Here is a 17084-nt window from a genome sequence, read left to right as displayed (position 1 = left end):
GCCCCCGCCACTTCCTAGCGCTTGACCCGCTCCGCCAGCGCCCGTCCCACCCGCACCCGGTCCACCCGTACCGCGAACTGCTTCCCGTTCGCGGTCGGTCTCGCGTACCAGGGCATTCCGAGCCGCCGCCACCGCGCGGGCTGCATGCCGGGACGGGCCGGTACGGACGCGCGCCACGACAGGCCGCCCGCTCCCGCCAGCCGGAGGGTCGCCGTCCAGGTGCCCGTCCCCAGGCCGCCGACGGGTACGCGTGCCGTGAACCCCCGGGTGCCGTCGGCGGTCACCGGGAAGTCGACGAACGCACCCTCCTCGTTGCCCAGCCGCACGCTCAGCGCGCGGAGCGGCAGCGATGCCAGCTTCCACGAGCCGGTGATCTCCAGTACCCCCGTGTCCGCGCTCGACCAGGCCACGTCGTTGACGCGGAGCTTGTCCGTGACGTGGTGCTTGCTCTCGCCGATGTCGAGGGTGAGGTTGCTGAACGGGTGGGTGTAGTAGAGCGAGGCGACGAGGGTGTCCGCGCCCTCGCCCACGACATGCGTGGCGGGCCTGGCGTCGACCTCGGAAAGCCGCTTGTTGCCGAATCGGATCTCCCGGCCGACGCCGTCGGCGTCGAGCGCGACGAATACGTCCCACAGCCCGCGCGAGAGGCACTCGCCGTCGGCGAGCGTGCGGAGGTCGGCGGTCACGGAGAAGCCCGCGTGTCCGTAGCCGTGCACCCCGCCGTCCTCGTCCGCGCCGAGTCCGGGCGACGCCACCTGCTCGGCCGGTACGCGGTACTCGGCCTCGGACTCCCGCTCGCGCAGCACCAGTTCGGTGCTGATGCGCCCGGCGCCGACCCGGCGCAGGTAGGCGTGGCCGGTCATCTTCAGCAGAGAGCCGTCGAGGGCCACCGAGTCGAGCCGGTGGCGGGTCTGGAGCTCGCGGGAGATGTCGTAGCAGTCGTCGGGGATGCCACGCGCGGGGTCCCGGAAGAACGGCAGACGCGCGTACGCGTGAGCGTCCTCGACCAGGACCTCCGGGGCGGTGCCGGCCCTCCGGTGGGCGCCGTCGACGCGCTCCAGCTCGATGAGCTCGTCGAGCATGCCGCGCAGGATCAGCTCGGCGCGCAGCCGGGTCAGGGCGTTCAGGCGCTCCTTGAGCGAGTCGGGGTACGAGCGCGTCAGCATCTCGCGCAGATCGGCGAGGTTCTTCTCCTGGACCTCGCGGTCCTTCTCCGCGGCCAGGTGGATCAGGGCGTGGAACATGTCGATCGCCAGGTGCCTGTGCATCAGCGCGTCGCGGTCGGGTCCCGGCTCGACGTTCTCCTCGACGAGGTCGACCATCATCCGGAGCGTGCTGATGCGCTGGTCCGCGCCGCGCGTGGTGACCGTGATGTTCTGGCCGTCGTCCCGCTTGACGATGAACAGGCAGTCGTAGTCGGCGACGACCGAGATGCCGTCGGCGCGCAGGTAGGCGAGAGCGGTGAAGAACTGGTCCTCGCAGACCTTGTACCCGGTGGGGAAGCGCAGCGAGTGCCGCTCGATCAGATCCCGGCGGAACAGCTTGAGCGGGTTGAGCGCCCAGTAGACACGGGAGTTGAAGACGTCGGTGCGTGGCTGGTTGTGCACGAACATCGAGGCGGGAGCGCCGCGGCCGTTGACGCCGACCATCTTGCCGAGCACCACGTCGGTGTTGTTGGTCTCGGCGGCGGCCAGCATCCGCTCCAGGGTCTCCTCGCCGAGGTAGTCGTCGGCGTCGAGGAAGAAGACGTACCGGCCCCTGGCATGTTCGAGCCCGGCGTTGCGCGGGGCGGAGGGGCCGCCGGAGTTCTCCTGGTGGAAGACCTGGAAGAGCCCCGGGTAGTCGGCGGCGAATCGCTCCAGCTCTTTGCCCGTGGTGTCGGTGGAGCCGTCGTTGACCGTGATGATCTCGATCCGGTCGCGCCCGATCGACTGCTCGACGACCGAGGTGAGGGTCCGGGTCAGATACGGCATGGCGTTATAAGCACCGATGATCACCGAAATATCGGGTGTGGGCACAGGTCTCTTCCCTATCCGTGCAGGAGTGGATGCATCCCACTGCACGGGCAGGGGCGCTGGCGATACCCGATTCTTGCAAAATGGGATGCCAAGTGGAGCCGTTGTGCAGAAACCGTGATGTCTTCGCTGGCAGACCGATGGGAAGTTCGGCCATCGGAGGGCGTGGCGCGGGCCCGGGAGGCTGGTTTGACCCTCCCCGTGGGGCCCCGTAGTGTTGAGCGTCGGCGTGTTTCTATGCGCGCCTACTCCTGAGCAACTCCCTCTCGGCACTCTTTTCGGTGCGGTGAGAGGCCGCTCGTCCATTCGGATCGTCGCGGGCCCCGGCCCGTGCGTGCGGCTGGCTTCAGGAGTCCCGTTCCGAGCGAAAGAGAGATCAACGTGTACGCCATCGTGCGCGCGGGTGGTCGACAGCACAAGGTTGCTGTGGACGACATCGTTGAGGTTGACAAGATTCCCACGGCCAAGGTCGGCGACACGGTCGAGCTCTCGACTCTGCTCGTTGTGGACGGCGACTCCGTCACCAGCGACCCGTGGGTCCTGGCCGGCATCAAGGTCACTGCCGAAGTCGTGGACCACCACAAGGGCGTCAAGATCGACATCCTTCGCTACAAGAACAAGACCGGTTACCGCCGTCGCCAGGGTCACCGCCAGCAGTACACGGCGATCAAGGTCACCGGCATTCCCGCGGCTGCGAAGTAAGGGACTGAGAACACATGGCACATAAGAAGGGCGCATCGTCCACTCGGAACGGGCGCGACTCCAATTCTCAGCGGCTCGGCGTGAAGCGCTTCGGCGGTCAGACCGTCAACGCCGGTGAGATCCTGGTCCGCCAGCGCGGCACCCACTTCCACCCGGGCACGAGCGTCGGCCGTGGTGGCGACGACACGCTGTTCGCACTCGCCGCCGGTGCGGTCGAGTTCGGCACGCACCGTGGCCGCAAGGTTGTGAACATCGTTCCGATCGCCGAGTAATTCCGGCTTTCGTCGAGCGGTAACGCACAGCACTTTCCGAGGGCGGACGCTCTTTCCCGGACTACCGGGGAAGAGCGGCCGCCCTTGGTGTGTTACGTATGTAGACATTTCCGTATGTACTGGAGGACCCACCCATGACCACCTTCGTGGACCGCGTCGAACTGCATGTCGCCGCGGGTAACGGAGGCCACGGCTGCGCCTCCGTACACCGTGAGAAGTTCAAGCCGCTGGGCGGCCCGGACGGCGGAAACGGCGGGCGTGGCGGCGACGTCACCCTCGTCGTCGACCAGTCCGTGACCACGCTGCTCGACTACCACCACAGCCCCCACCGCAAGGCCACCAACGGCCAGCCCGGCGCCGGTGACAACCGCTCGGGCAAGGACGGCACGGACCTGGTCCTGCCCGTCCCCGACGGCACCGTCGTCCTCGACACCGATGGCAATGTGCTGGCCGACATGGTCGGCGAAGGCACCATGTACGTCGTCGGTGAGGGCGGCCGCGGCGGCCTCGGCAACGCCGCGCTGGCCTCCGCCCGCCGCAAGGCCCCCGGCTTCGCGCTGTACGGCGAGCCGGGCAAGGGCGGCGACATCGTCCTGGAGCTCAAGACCGTCGCCGATGTGGCGCTGGTGGGCTACCCGAGCGCGGGCAAGTCCTCGCTGATCTCCGTGCTGAGCGCCGCCAAGCCGAAGATCGCGGACTACCCGTTCACGACGCTCGTCCCGAACTTGGGCGTCGTCACCGCGGGCGCGACCGTCTACACGATCGCCGACGTCCCCGGCCTCATCCCGGGCGCCAGCCAGGGCCGTGGCCTCGGCCTGGAGTTCCTGCGCCACGTCGAGCGCTGCTCGGTGCTCGTGCACGTACTGGACACGGCGACCCTGGAGTCCGACCGCGACCCGATCTCCGACCTCGACACCATCGAGGAGGAGCTCAAGCTGTACGGCGGCCTTGAGGACCGGCCCCGTGTCGTCGTGCTCAACAAGATCGACATCCCCGACGGCCAGGACCTCGCGGACATGATCCGCCCGGACCTTGAGGCGCGCGGCTACCGCGTCTTCGAGGCCTCCGCGGTCGCCCGCACGGGCCTCAAGGAGCTCTCCTTCGGCCTCGCGGAGATCGTCTCCAAGGCGCGCGCCGCCAAGCCCAAGCAGGAGACCACCCGCGTCGTCATCCGTCCGAAGGCCGTCAATGACGCGGGCTTCACCATCACGAAGGAAGAAGACGTCTACCGCGTGCGCGGCGAGAAGCCGGAGCGCTGGGTGCGTCAGACCGACTTCCAGAACGACGAGGCCGTCGGCTACCTCGCGGACCGCCTCAGCCGCCTCGGCGTCGAGACCGCGCTCACGAAGGCCGGTGCCCATGCGGGTGACGCCGTCGCGATCGGCAACGACGAGGACTCGGTCGTCTTCGACTGGGAGCCCATGACGATGGCCGGCGCGGAAATGCTCGGCCGCCGTGGCGAGGACCACCGCCTGGAGGCCCCGCGCCCCGCCGAGCAGCGCCGCAGGGACCGCAGCGCCGAGCGCGACGACCCGGAGCGCGAGTACGACGAGTTCAAGCCCTTCTAGGGACCTGACGGCGTACAACCTTTCGCGGGCGCGCGCCGTCTTGAGGGGGCGTGGATCTTGATGATCCGCGCCCCCTCAACTGTTCGCCGAAGCAAGGGGTTTCGTGACCTCCCGGAGGATTCTTACGACGCTGGCGGTGGCCGCCGCTGTCGGCGTCGCGTTCACGACTCCCGCGGCCCAGGCCGCTCCGGCCGCGCCGTGGGCCCAGCAGAATCAGCCGGACCTCAACGGTGACGGCTACGACGACCTCGCTGTCGGCGTGCCCCTGGAGGACCACCACGGTCTGGTGAACGCGGGCGCCTTCGTGACCCTGAACGGCTCGGCCGACGGGCTTCGCGGCGCCGGTGCGAAGGCGTTCAGCCAGGACACCCCCGGCGTCCGGGGGCGGCGGAGCGGGGCGACCGCTTCGGCTCGACGATCAAGATCGTCAACAGCAAGGGCTCCGGCAAGGGCGTCCCGGCGGAGCTCCCCGTCGGCGCCCCGGACGAGAACGCCCAGGCCGGGGTGGTCTGAGCCTTCCGCACCAACGCCACCGGTGTGATCCCCGCCGGATCCTTCTCCTTCGGGGCGGAGACCTTCGGCGCGACGGTCGCCGGGGCCCGCTTCGGCCAGGCGTTCAGTCGCTGACGTCCGGCTGAACTGTGGCGTCGGTCACCCTCGGGGAGACGCGTCTCCCCGAGGGTCCGCCGTGCCCACAGGGCGTCCACCTGGAGCCCACAGCACGTACACCCGGTTTCGTACAGATGTCGTCGGCCGGACGTCCGCCTTGCGAGACGGTCACGGAGAGTGCGACCATCACGAGGTCCCCCAGCACTCGCAAGGTAGGTCGTCTGTGTCTGTGCAGCCCGTAGCCAAGCCCCGTACCACAGCAGTCGTGCTTGCCGGTGGTACCGGCCAGCGCGTGGGTCTGTCGATCCCCAAGCAGCTGCTGAAGATCGCAGGCAAGGCGGTCATCGAGCACACGCTGACGACCTTCGAGCAGGCCGAAGGTATCGACGACATCATCGTTCTGATGGCGCCGGGTTATGTGCCCGACGTCGAGAAGATCGTCGCCAAGGCCGGCCTGACCAAGGTCACGAAGGTCATCGAGGGCGGTACGACCCGCAACGAGACCACGGAGCGCGCGATTTCAGCGCTCGGCGAGGGTCTCGCCGCAGGTGAGGACCGCAATGTCCTCTTCCATGACGCCGTACGCCCGCTGCTGTCACAGCGCGTGATCCAGGACTGCGTCGACGCGCTCGACCGCTACCAGGCGGTCGACGTCGCCATCCCGTCCGCGGACACGATCATCGTGACGCGCACGCACGGCGGCGACGGCGAGTTCATCACGGAGGTCCCGGACCGGTCCCGGCTGCGCCGCGGCCAGACCCCGCAGGCCTTCAAGCTCTCCACCATCCGCAAGGCGTACGAGGTCGCGGCCGGTGACCCCAACTTCCAGGCCACCGACGACTGTTCGGTCGTCCTGAAGTACCTGCCCGACGTGCCGATCTACGTCGTCGCGGGCGACGAGTACAACATGAAGGTGACGCAGCCGGTCGACGTGTTCATCGCCGACAAGCTGTTCCAGCTCGCCTCCACCGCGGCCCCGCAGCAGGCCGACGAGGCCGCCTACCGCGCGGCGTTGTCCGGCAAGACGCTGGTCGTCTTCGGCGGCTCGTACGGCATCGGCTCGGACATCGCGAAGATCGCCGAGCAGTACGGCGCCAAGGTGTACGCGCTGGGCCGCTCCACCACCGGCACGCACGTGGAGAACCCGGAGCACGTCGACGACGCGCTGTCCAAGGCGTACTCGGAGACCGGGCGCATCGACTACGTGATCAACACGGCGGGTGTGCTGCGCATCGGCAAGCTCGCCGAGACGGACAACACGACCATCCAGGAAGCGTTGAACGTCAACTACCTGGCGCCGGTCCAGATCGCGCGCGCCTCGTACAAGTACCTCGCCGAGACCAAGGGCCAGTTGCTGCTCTACACATCCAGCAGCTACACCCGGGGCCGCGCCGAGTACAGCCTCTACTCCTCCACCAAGGCCGCCATGGTGAACCTCACCCAGGCGCTCGCCGACGAGTGGGCGAGTGAAGGCGTGCGCGTCAACTGCGTCAATCCGGAGCGCACGGCGACGCCGATGCGTACCAAGGCGTTCGGCGACGAGCCCGCGGGCTCGCTGCTCTCCTCCGAGGCCGTGGCCCGGACATCCCTGGACGTACTTCTCTCCGAGCTGACCGGCCATGTCATCGACGTACGGCAGGTCGACCCGACCCGCGGTGCCTCCGAGGCCTCCGGATTCGAGCAGGCCCTGGCGTCCGTTCTGGACCGTCAGGAAGATGTGTAATACTGCTCCAAATTATTCGAATCGGGCCTCTGTAGTCGCCAAGCAGCGAACTGCAGAGGCCCGAGTTCGTGAAGGTGCGCCTTCACATTTCTCTTTCAACGTAAACGACCGGCACCCCTCTGGAGCAGGTTCTTCGTGATTTCGACCGCCATCCGCCTGGCCCGTGTGGGCAGCGGGTCAGAGCTGGCCGCCGCCGCACTTCTCGGCCTGGGCTATCCCTGCATAATGCTCGCCGCGCTGATTCCGAATCTCTGGTTCTTCGCGGCCGGCGCCGCTGTGACCTACCTCGCGGACCAGCACCTCCACCAGCGTGGCAGTTACCTCATCAATCGCCTCGGCAAAGTCCGGGCCGGTCTGCCGATCCGCTTCCTGGTACGCCAGTTGCTGCTGATCCTGCTGCTCGCCCGCATGCAGCTGGCCGAGGAGACGATCTTCTACCTGACGATCGCCGGCCTGCTGCTGTTCTACGCCCTGCAGGCCCCGCACGGCGCGCTCGTCACGCTGGTCAGGCTGCGCCGCAGGATGCCGGTGGTGACCCGCAACATCGACCTCGGCATGCTGCGCATCCCCGGCGCGCCGCCGCGGCGGCTGCTGAACCGCTCCGGCGAGAAGATGCTGCACCTCGACATCTTCGCCATGGCGGGCATCCTGATCGCGATCCGGACCGGCGTGAACGCCTTCGGGTACGTGGGTCTCGGGATCACGCTGGTGCTGGCCATCGCCTATGTGACCGCCCTGCTGCCGTACCTGCGGGCCAACCGCCGGGTCCCCAAGGTGGACACCGTCCTGGCGGGAGTCGACAGCTGGCTCGGCGACTACCGTCCGACCACCGTCCTGTACTTCTCCGGCTCCAGGGAGTCGGCGTACCAGGTCAACATGTGGCTGGACACGATGAAGCAGGTCGAAGGCAAGCCGCTGATCGTGCTGCGCGAGCGTCACATCGTGCCGCAGCTCGCACCGACCTCGGTGCCGGTGATCTGCGTCCCGAGTGCCACGCACCTGATGAACATGGACCTCTCCACGGTCCGCGTCGCGCTCTACGCCGCCAACGTCGGCAAGAACATCCACATGCTGCGCATCCCCACGATGAAGCATGTCTTCATCGGGCACGGCGACAGCGACAAGGTCGCGAGCATCAACCCGTTCAGCAAGGTCTACGACGAGGTGTGGAGCGCCGGCCGGGCGGGCCGCGACCGCTACGCGCTCGCCGACGTCGGCGTCCGTGACGAGGACATCGCCGAGGTGGGCCGCCCGCAGCTCGCGCCGATCGAGCCGTGGAGCGGTGCGCCCGTGCGCCCGGTCCCGACCGTCCTGTACGCCCCCACCTGGGAGGGCTGGGACGACAACCCGGGCAACACCTCGATCCTGCTGGCCGGCGAGAACATCGTCAGGCGCCTCCTGGAGGCCGAGCAGCCCGTCAGGGTGGTCTACAAGCCGCACCCCTTCACCGGGACGCGCAGCCCCCAGGCAAAGGCCGTGCACGCCCGTATCACCGCCATGGTGGAGACGGCGGCGGCCGGGCGCCTCACCGACGCCCGCTGGGCGAAGGAGAGGGCCGCGCTGGAGCCGGAGCAGACCGCGGCGCGGGCCGAGCTGACCCGTATCGGGTCCCGCCTCGGCGAGCTCGCCGGAAACGGCGGCGGCAAGGGCAGCGGCGCGAGCCGCAAGGACGAGGCCGAGCTGTCGCGTGACGCCCTCGCCGACCCGGTGCGCGAGGCCGAGCTCGCCAAGCTCAAGAGTGAATGGAACGCCGCGTACTGGCGCTCGTTCGGGTGGTGGGAGCACCGGGTCGTCGCGGGTGCCGAGCCGCACCTGTACGACTGCTTCAACGAGGCGGACGGCATGGTTTCCGACATCTCCAGCGTGGTGTCGGACTTCATCGCGAGCGGCAAGCCGTACGCGGTCACCGACTCCGCCGAGCTGGGCGTCGAGGAGTTCAAGCAGCAGAACACCGCCGTACGGGCCGCGGTGATCCTCTCCAACAGCGCCGTGCAGCTGGACGAGTTGCTCGGTGCGGTCACCGGCGGCGCGAGCGCCGACCCGCTGGCCGACGCGCGGCTGGAGCTGAAGGCGTACCTGCTGGGTCCCGACGAACCGGCGTCCATCGTCCAGTTCAACGACGCCGTCCGGACCCTGGCGGCCAAGTCCGAGGCCCGCAACCAGGGTGTGGCCCAGCGCGTCGGCGTCGAGGTGGCCGTCACGGCGGCGGACCCGAGCGACTCGGCGCCCGAGTCCAGCGGTCTCGACTCGACCGTGGCGGGCTGATACCGCAGAGCAACCGCTTTCCCACCGCATCAAAACGACCCGGTAGAACGTCTTTCGAGGCGTTCTGCCGGGTCGTTGTGCGTGGCACTGTGGCGAGGATCACGTAGAAAAGTGACGATGACGAACAACCACACGCAAGTGCCAACTGTCTTGGATGTCGATGAACGAGAATGAGACGGGCCGGGCCGCTGCTGATATTCCCGATGTGACAGTGATCATCGGTGCCTATGAGGCAATGCCTTACCTGATCCCTTGCCTGGATTCGATCGAGGCGCAGACCCTGGGTGCGGATCGCATAGAGATCGTTGCCGTCAATGACGGCTCGACCGACGGGACCGGAGAGCACCTGGACGCGTTTGCTGCCAAGTCCAAGATCAATACAAGGGTGGTCCACCAGGAGAACTCCGGCGGGCCCGCCGGCCCGCGCAACGTCGGGCTGAACATGGCGCGTGGTCGCTATGTCTTCTTCCTGGACGCCGACGACTACCTCGGCGAGGAAGCGCTGGAGCGGATGGTCGCGATCGCCGACCGCAACAGCACGGATGTGGTGCTGGGCAAGATCGAGGGCATCCGGCGGGGTGCGCCGAAGTCCATGTTCGGCCGCACGGTGGAGCGTACGGATCTCTTCTCGTCGAACATCAAGTTCACGTTGAGCGCCGAGAAGTTGTTCCGCCGCGAACTGCTCGAAAGCAACAGCATGCGCTTCGACCAGAGCCTGTACACCGGCGAGGACGCGCGCTTCACCCTTGAGGCGTATGTACGAAGCTCGGGTGTCTCCATCGTCGCCGACTACACCTGCCTCTACATCGTGCGCCGGGACGACGGCAAGCATGTGACGCAGAGCGGCAGTTACGCGATGCGCTTCGACTCGGCGACGGCCCTGATGGACCTGATCGCCGAGTTCTACGCGGCCGGGGAGAAGCGGGACGACCTGATGGTCCGGCCGTTCGTGATCACGCTGCTGCCGCAGTTCGACCACCGCTGGCCGAAGCTGAAGGCCGAGGAGCGTCAGGACAAGCTGGAGCTGGCGAAGCCGCTCACCGACAAGTACTGGACGCCGGGCGTGGCACGTCGCCTGAAGGTCCCCGAGCGGCTGCGGATGTACTACGTCGCGCAGGGCCGGGCGGACCTCCTGCGGGCCCACCTCGACTTCCTCGGCACCAAGGCGGAGCCCGAGGTCGTCCGCAGGGGCGCCGAGGGCAAGCCGTACCTCGTGTACCCGCACTTCGGCGACAAGGAGGCGGGCGTCCCCGACGAGATGTTCGCCGTCACCGTGGCGGAGTGGGTCGGCGGGGTGCGCATCACCGCGCCCAAGGCAGGCAAGGCAGGCAAGCCCAAGCCGACCTTCGCGCGTCGCGTGGTGCGCAAGCTGCGCAAGCTGCGCAGGACCGCGCGGGGCATCTTCGCGAAGTCCTGACGGCATCGGGGCCCGACGGCGAGTACGGCCCGAAGTGAGGTGTGGGCAGGGGCTGTGCGTCACGCGCGCGTGACGCACAGCCCCTGCCCATGTCCACGGCGCGGAATGCGGAGGCGGCATCCGATCGGGCTCCCGTAGATTGCGGGGAGAATCGGGCGAGCAGGAGCGGGGTCGTACGTGTCAGGGGCAAGGCAGGGCGTCACAGAGGCACGCAGGATCGTCGTCAAGGTCGGCTCCTCCTCGCTGACCACCGCGGCGGGCGGCCTCGACGCCGACCGCGTGGACGCCCTCGTCGATGTGCTGGCCAAGGTCCGCAGCGGCGGCGAGCGGGAGGTCGTGCTGGTGTCGAGCGGCGCCATCGCCGCCGGACTCGCGCCCCTCGGACTGGCCCGCCGGCCCAAGGACCTGGCCAGGCAGCAGGCCGCCGCGAGCGTCGGCCAGGGGCTGCTGGTGGCCCGCTACACCGCGTCCTTCGCGCGCTACGGCGTACGCGTCGGCCAGGTACTGCTCACCACCGACGACACCAGCCGCCGCGCCCACTACCGCAATGCCTACCGGACCCTGGATCAGCTGCTCGCCATGGGCGCGGTCCCGGTCGTCAACGAGAACGACACCGTCGCCACGGACGAGATCCGCTTCGGCGACAACGACCGGCTGGCGGCGCTCGTCGCCCATCTCGTACGGGCCGACCTGCTGGTCCTCCTCTCCGACGTCGACGGTCTCTACGACGGCGACCCCAGCACCCCCGGCACCTCACGGCTGGCCGAGGTGCGCGGTCCCGCCGACATCGCGCACGTGTCCATCGGCAGCGCGGGCAAGGCGGGCCTGGGCACGGGCGGCATGGTCACCAAGGTCGAGGCGGCCCGGATCGCCGCCGCCGCGGGGATCCCCGTCGTCCTCACCTCCGCCAGCAGGGCCGCCGACGCCCTCGCGGGCCGCGACACGGGCACCCACTTCCACCGCACCGGCCGCCGCAGCGCCGACCGCCTGCTGTGGCTCGCGCACGCGTCGACGCCGCAGGGCGCGCTCATCCTCGACGACGGGGCGGTACGCGCGGTCGTCGAGCGGCGTACGTCGCTGCTGCCCGCCGGGATCGCCTCGGTCGAGGGCGAGTTCAGCGCCGGCGACCCGGTGGAGCTGCGTGACGCCACCGGCCGGGCCGTCGCCCGCGGACTCGTCAACTACGACGCCAAGGAGATCCCGCAGCTGCTCGGCCGCTCCACCCGGGACCTGGCGAAAGAACTCGGCCCGGCCTACGAGCGCGAAGTCGTACACAGAGACGATCTGGTTGTCCTGCACCCCTGAAACGGCTGAAAGTCCGGGCCCGGGGCACAGACCTTCCCCAAAACGGCCCCGCGCCCGGCCCAAGGCTGGTCAACTTTGTTGCGGGGACACAGCGCAACGCGGGGTCACGGCACAACAACGCAGTACAGGAGGCCGCCGGTGAGACGAGCGCGTCCGGGGGCGCCGCCCCGAGGGACGGCCGAGCGTGTCCTGACCAGTGTCGGGGCGGGGGCGGACTACGACGAGAGCAGGAATCCGGGGCAGGGCGTGGCTCCGGAAGCGGGGAGCGGCGTCACCGTCGAGACCTCCAGGCTGTGGCACGTCACGCTCTGCGTCTCGGGCGACGAGGCGCCGCTGACGGAGGTCAGGCGCGGCCTCGAACAGCTGGCGCACGACCATCCCTTCCTGCTGACCAGCAGATACGCCAACAACCACGCGGAGATCCGCTACTGGGAAGAGGCCCGTGACCTGCACGACGCCGCCGCGGTCGCCCTGCGGTTGTGGGGCGAGCACCGGTCGACGTCCAAGCTGCCGCCCTGGGAGATCGTCGGGCTGGAAGTCATCGACCGCGACACCTACCACCAGCGCATCGCCGAGGGATACGGCCCGCCCCCGGCGGCCCCGGTCGGCGTGCACCCGTACTGACGGGACGGTGGACCGGCAGCCCGGGGCGGCGGGCCGGGCGGGCGCCGACGGCGGGGGAAGGGCCGGGCGGACGCCGTCCCGCCCGGTCGCCTTGGCCCCGCGTCGTCCGGCCCCCGTCTCGCAGAGCGGTACGCCCGGCGGATGCCCGAAGGGTGCGCATTACGCTGCGGACATGACCTCGCACTCGCCCCTCGCCGACTCCACTCCGCAGTCCCCGGTCGTGGCGACCGCCCGCCGCGCCCGCGCCGCAGCCGCCGAGATCGCACCGCTGCCGCGGTCCGCCAAGGACGCCGCGCTGCTGGCGATCGCCGACGCGCTGGAGGCACGTACGGACGAGATCGTCGCGGCCAATGCCCAGGACGTCGACCGGGCCCGCGCCGCAGGCACGAGCGAGACCGTGATCGACCGGCTGACGCTGACCCCGGAGCGGGTCGCCGCCATCGCGTCCGACGTGCGTGACGTGGCCGCGCTGCCCGACCCGGTCGGCGAGGTCGTACGTGGCTCCACCCTGCCCAACGGGATCGACCTGCGGCAGGTGCGGGTGCCGCTGGGCGTCGTCGGCATCATCTACGAGGCCCGCCCGAACGTGACCGTGGACGCCGCCGCGCTCTGCCTGAAGTCGGGCAACGCCGTGCTGCTGCGCGGCTCGTCCTCGGCGTACGCCTCCAACACCGCGCTCGTCGGTGTGCTGCGCGACGCCGTGGAGCAGGCCCAACTGCCCGCCGACGCCGTACAGCTGGTGCCGGGGGAGTCCCGCGATTCGGTACGGGAACTGATGCGGGCCCGCGGCCTGGTCGACGTCCTGATCCCGCGCGGCGGCGCCTCACTGATCCGCACCGTCGTCGAGGAGTCCACGGTCCCCGTCATCGAGACGGGCACCGGCAACTGCCATGTGTACGTCGACGCGCAGACCGACCTGGCCATGGCCGTCGACATCCTGATCAACTCCAAGGCGCAGCGCCCCAGCGTCTGCAACGCCGCCGAGACGCTCCTCGTCCACCAGGACGTCGCGGCCGACTTCCTGCCGCTGGCCCTCGACGCGCTCGCCGAGGCGGGGGTGACGGTGCACGCCGACGAGCGGGTGGCGGCGTACGCGGCGGGCTCCAAGGCCACCGTCGTGCCGGCCACCGAGGAGGACTGGGAGACCGAGTACCTGTCGTACGACATCGCCGCCGCGGTCGTCGATTCGCTGGATGTGGCGGTGCGGCACATCCGGGAGTGGAGCTCGGGCCACACCGAGGTGATCGTGACGACCTCGCAGGCGGCGGCCCGCCGGTTCACGCAGCTGGTGGACTCCACGACGGTCACGGTGAACGCGTCCACGCGTTTCACCGACGGCGGTCAGTTCGGCTTCGGCGCCGAGATCGGCATCTCCACGCAGAAGCTGCACGCCCGCGGCCCGATGGGCCTGCCGGAGCTGACCTCCACGAAGTACATCGTGACGGGGGACGGTCACACGCGTTAGGGCTCACCTGGCCGGGAAGCCCGCGATCCGCGGCAGTCGTGCTCCCCGGCACTCCTGGTTCGCACGTTCTCTGCCCAAAACACCTCTCCAGGTCTACGCTGAACGGGTGGCGGACGACGCGGGGGGCAAGCCGTTCCAGGACGGCCGGGAGCCCGACGACGACCGCGGGGGCGCGGACGAGGACTTCGCCTCCGTGGTGTTCGACGAGGACTTCGTGCGGGCCGCCGAGATTCATGAACCCACCGCCGCCGAGCGGCTGCTGGCGGCCGCCCAGGCGCGCGCCGAGGCCGAGGCGAGCAGAGCCAGGGCCGGCAAGGGCCCCTCGGACGACGACCTCTACGACGACGGGTACGGTCCGGGGTTCGGGCCGGGCGGTGAGCGAGGCCACGACGGCGGGTACGGCTCCGGCGCGGACGAGGACTACCCCGACGACGAGAGCGGCCCGTACGGGCGGCACGGGGGCGTTCCGCGCCCCTACCGGGGGCACGCCCGCTGGCACCGGCCGGTGGCCTGGCTGCTCGCCCTGCTGATGGGCATCGGAATGGTCGCCCTCGCCTTCGCGGCCGTCTACCGGGGTGCGTCGAACAACCGGCACGACCGGATCCCGCCGCCGGCGACCAGTGACAACGTCAGGACCGGCGGCCCGTCGGCCTCCGCCGAGTACTCCGCGCCGGCCGTCTCGGCGGTGCCACGCACCCCCTGACCGCGGTCACCGCAGGCGCCGCGGGGGGCCTCGGGGTGCCAACTCGCACACAACTGACGGAAGTTGTCCCGTAACAGTGCGTTTACCTTCGCTGTCGCCGACCTACTCTGAAGGTATGGCAGGGCACGGAGAGCCACCTGAGGGGACGCCCGAAGGCCTCCCGGCGGGTGGAGAGGACGAATACCGGTCCGTCGTCTTCGACGAATCGTTCGTGCGGGCTGCCCGCCTGCAGGAGTACTCCGCGCAGGAGCGGATGGGCGACCATGCGCAGGCCGTGCGCGACCGCCCCGCGCGGGCCGCGTACGAGCGGGCCGGCAGCCGGGGCCGCAGTAGTACCAAGCAGGCGCTGCTGCTCGTCCTGCTGGTGGTGCTGGCCTTCGGCACCGCCATCTACCTGGGGGTACGTCACCCGTATCAGCCACCGCCCGCCACCCGCGCGCAGCCGCTGCGGATGACCGTCGTACCGCTGGCCCCCGACGGCCGGGTGCCGGGCGGCGAGCCGGACGGTCTCTTCGCCCGGAGCCCTGCCGCGCAGTTCCGGGCGGGCGCCGCGGGCATCGGCCTGCCGCCCGCCCGGCGCACCGCGCACTTCTCGGAGAGCCAGGTGATGGCTGCGCTGACGATCGTGAAGGACTACCTCGTCGAGTCGTCCCTGGACCCCGACGTGCTGACCGGCAGGTCGGTGCGCCCGGTGCGGATACTCCTCGACCCGGACCAGCTAGCGCAGTTCGACCGCAGCATGGACGGCTCCGCCCACGACGGTCGGCACGCGGCGACCGGCTGGCTGGTGCGCTTCGACCCGGCCGAGGTGGAGCTCGCCGGGTCGAAGACGCGGGTGCGGGGCGGCCTGCGTGTGGAGGAGGTGGGCGCCGACAGCCTCGAAGTGACCTCGGACCACACCTTCGTCTACGCGCTGCGGCCCACCGGCTCCGACGCGCGCCCGCAGGCGGACGGCGCCTCGCTGTTCACCGTCCGCCGCGAGCTGCACTTCCGGCTCGACCGCGACGACCTGCGGATGCGCAGGACGGAGCTGCTGGTCAGTTACGTGCAGGCCGGTCCCCAGGCGTGCTCCGCCGATGTGGCGGGCCACCTGCGCCCGGTCCTGGCCGGGCAGCAGGCCTCGACCGGGGGACCTGCGGGCACCGATCCGTACGCGACGGGACGCGCCACGGCCGCGCTGTGCGGGGCGCTGGCCCCCGCCACCGTGCCGCGCCCTCCGGACCGCCCCTAGGAGGCGTCCGTGCCCTTGCCGGACCCGCCGCCGCTGTTGCCGTTCCCGGCGTTCCCGGCGAACTTGTCGCGGAGCTTGCCGCCCAGGTCGCCCGCGCCGCCCGCGATGTCGCCCACGAGCTTCATCAGCGGATCCTTGCTGGTGCGCACCGTCTCGGAGTAGTGCGAGGCGGACTCGCGGAAGGAGTCGGTCACCGAGGTGTCCTTGTCCTCCTCGCGCCGCGGGTAGTGGCCGTCCATGACCCGCTGGAACTCGCGGCTCTCCGCCCACTTCTTCAGCTCGGCGGCGCGCACGGTGGTGAACGGGTGCGTACGCGGCAGGACGTTGAGGATCTTGAGTACGGAGTCGCGCAGGTCGCCCCCGGCCTCGTACTCCTCGGCCTGCGCCAGGAACGCGTCCACGTTCATCTCGTGCAGGTGGTTGCCACCGGCGATCTTCATCAGGCCGCGCATCGACGCCTGGAGGTCCTGGCCGACCAGCAGCCCGGCCCGGTCCGCGGACAGCTCCGACTTGCGGAACCACTCGCGCAGCGCCGTGACGATCGCCATGATCGCGATATTGCCCAGCGGGATCCAGGCGACCTTGAGCGCGAGGCCGGTGAGGAACAGCAGGATCGTGCGGTACACGGAGTGCCCCGACAGGGCATGGCCCACCTCGTGGCCGACGACCGCGCGCATCTCCTCCTCGTCGAGCAGCTCGACGAGGCCGGTGGTGACCACGATGATCGGCTCGTCGAGACCGATGCACATGGCGTTGGGCTTCGGGTCCTGCGTGACATACATCGGCGGGACCTTCTCCAGGTCCAGGATGTAACAGGCGTCCCGCAGCATGGTGTTCAGGTGGACGAACTGCGCGTCGCTCACCCGCACCGAGTCGGAGAGGAACAGCAGACGCAGGCTGCGCTCGGGAAGCAGCCCGCTGAGCGCCTTGAAGATCGTGTCGAAGCCGGTCAGCTTGCGCAGGGCCACCAGGGCCGAGCGGTCCGCCGGGTGTTCGTAGGCCCGGGACGAGATCCCCGGGAAGCGCGTGCGATTGCGGCTCGGCACGTTCTCGTGCTCTTGCTCTTGATTGCCGTCGGTCATGGGTGGCCCCCTGTCTGCGAGTTTTCCCGTCCCCCGGACAGTCCAGCGTAGATGCTGACGTCCGGCTCCCCCGGTCGGTTCCTGAAGCGGTTCCCGAAGCGGG

Annotated in this window: 14 protein-coding genes; 12 read left to right on the top strand and 2 right to left on the bottom strand. The window is 69.8% G+C overall.

The features are described 5' to 3' along the window. Positions 1-14 precede the first annotated feature (14 nt). A complete protein-coding gene (locus ACLLJJ_RS11055; RefSeq protein WP_434589415.1) occupies positions 15-2018 on the bottom strand; it encodes a glycosyltransferase in 2004 nt (667 codons plus the stop codon). A 378-nt stretch (positions 2019-2396) separates the two neighbouring features. Between ACLLJJ_RS11055 and rplU the strand changes: the two genes are divergently transcribed. From rplU to ACLLJJ_RS10995, 12 genes are all read left to right on the top strand, one after another. Further along, the gene (gene rplU / locus ACLLJJ_RS11050; protein WP_347118272.1) at positions 2397-2717 is read left to right on the top strand and encodes a 50S ribosomal protein L21; all 321 of its coding nucleotides are present in this window, start codon (positions 2397-2399) and stop codon (positions 2715-2717) included. Between the two features lie 14 nt (positions 2718-2731). Further along, the gene (gene rpmA, locus ACLLJJ_RS11045) at positions 2732-2989 is read left to right on the top strand and encodes a 50S ribosomal protein L27 (protein ID WP_283519395.1); all 258 of its coding nucleotides are present in this window, start codon (positions 2732-2734) and stop codon (positions 2987-2989) included. A gap of 134 nt (positions 2990-3123) precedes the next feature. After that, positions 3124-4557, top strand: a complete 1434-nt coding sequence (gene obgE, locus ACLLJJ_RS11040) for a GTPase ObgE (RefSeq protein WP_434589412.1) — start codon at positions 3124-3126, stop codon at positions 4555-4557. 103 nt (positions 4558-4660) lie between these two features. Beyond that, on the top strand, positions 4661-5098 hold the full coding sequence (locus ACLLJJ_RS11035) for an integrin alpha (protein WP_434589410.1): 438 nt from the start codon (positions 4661-4663) through the stop codon (positions 5096-5098). Positions 5099-5389: 291 nt separating this feature from the next. After that, the gene (locus ACLLJJ_RS11030) at positions 5390-6889 is read left to right on the top strand and encodes a bifunctional cytidylyltransferase/SDR family oxidoreductase (RefSeq protein WP_283522617.1); all 1500 of its coding nucleotides are present in this window, start codon (positions 5390-5392) and stop codon (positions 6887-6889) included. Positions 6890-7024: 135 nt separating this feature from the next. Further along, positions 7025-9154, top strand: coding sequence for a hypothetical protein (locus ACLLJJ_RS11025; protein WP_434589408.1), 2130 nt, complete (start codon positions 7025-7027; stop codon positions 9152-9154). 154 nt (positions 9155-9308) lie between these two features. Beyond that, complete coding sequence (locus tag ACLLJJ_RS11020; RefSeq protein WP_434589407.1) at positions 9309-10571, top strand: glycosyltransferase family 2 protein; 1263 nt, start codon at positions 9309-9311, stop codon at positions 10569-10571. A 177-nt stretch (positions 10572-10748) separates the two neighbouring features. Continuing rightward, positions 10749-11876 carry a glutamate 5-kinase gene (gene proB, locus ACLLJJ_RS11015; protein WP_434589405.1) on the top strand — a complete coding sequence of 376 codons (1128 nt, stop codon included), beginning with the start codon at positions 10749-10751 and terminating at the stop codon, positions 11874-11876. 138 nt (positions 11877-12014) lie between these two features. Further along, positions 12015-12500, top strand: a complete 486-nt coding sequence (locus ACLLJJ_RS11010) for a hypothetical protein (protein ID WP_434589403.1) — start codon at positions 12015-12017, stop codon at positions 12498-12500. A gap of 172 nt (positions 12501-12672) precedes the next feature. Then, complete coding sequence (locus tag ACLLJJ_RS11005; protein WP_434589401.1) at positions 12673-13965, top strand: glutamate-5-semialdehyde dehydrogenase; 1293 nt, start codon at positions 12673-12675, stop codon at positions 13963-13965. 106 nt (positions 13966-14071) lie between these two features. After that, a complete protein-coding gene (locus ACLLJJ_RS11000; RefSeq protein ID WP_434589399.1) occupies positions 14072-14668 on the top strand; it encodes a hypothetical protein in 597 nt (198 codons plus the stop codon). A gap of 115 nt (positions 14669-14783) precedes the next feature. Next, positions 14784-15899 carry a hypothetical protein gene (locus ACLLJJ_RS10995; protein WP_434589397.1) on the top strand — a complete coding sequence of 372 codons (1116 nt, stop codon included), beginning with the start codon at positions 14784-14786 and terminating at the stop codon, positions 15897-15899. On the opposite strand, the gene ACLLJJ_RS10990 is transcribed toward ACLLJJ_RS10995, so the two are convergent. Then, positions 15896-16981 (bottom strand): M48 family metallopeptidase, encoded by a 1086-nt coding sequence (locus ACLLJJ_RS10990; protein ID WP_434589395.1) that lies wholly within the window; start codon positions 16979-16981, stop codon positions 15896-15898. The genes ACLLJJ_RS10995 and ACLLJJ_RS10990 overlap by 4 nt on opposite strands. Between the last annotated feature and the right edge of the window lie 103 nt (positions 16982-17084).

This window comes from Streptomyces sp. A5-4 (assembly GCF_051131715.1).
Lineage (GTDB): Bacteria > Actinomycetota > Actinomycetes > Streptomycetales > Streptomycetaceae > Streptomyces.
This window is presented reverse-complemented; position numbering and strand designations above follow the sequence as displayed.

Excerpts from the sequence above, each read along its gene's own strand:
- ACLLJJ_RS10990 (WP_434589395.1), bottom strand. The coding sequence starts at position 16,981 with ATGACCGACGGCAATCAAGAGCAAGAGCACGAGAACGTGCCGAGCCGC.
- ACLLJJ_RS11020 (WP_434589407.1), top strand. The coding sequence starts at position 9,309 with ATGTCGATGAACGAGAATGAGACGGGCCGGGCCGCTGCTGATATTCCC.
- rpmA (WP_283519395.1), top strand. The coding sequence starts at position 2,732 with ATGGCACATAAGAAGGGCGCATCGTCCACTCGGAACGGGCGCGACTCC.
- obgE (WP_434589412.1), top strand. The coding sequence starts at position 3,124 with ATGACCACCTTCGTGGACCGCGTCGAACTGCATGTCGCCGCGGGTAAC.
- ACLLJJ_RS11005 (WP_434589401.1), top strand. The coding sequence starts at position 12,673 with ATGACCTCGCACTCGCCCCTCGCCGACTCCACTCCGCAGTCCCCGGTC.
- ACLLJJ_RS10995 (WP_434589397.1), top strand. The coding sequence starts at position 14,784 with ATGGCAGGGCACGGAGAGCCACCTGAGGGGACGCCCGAAGGCCTCCCG.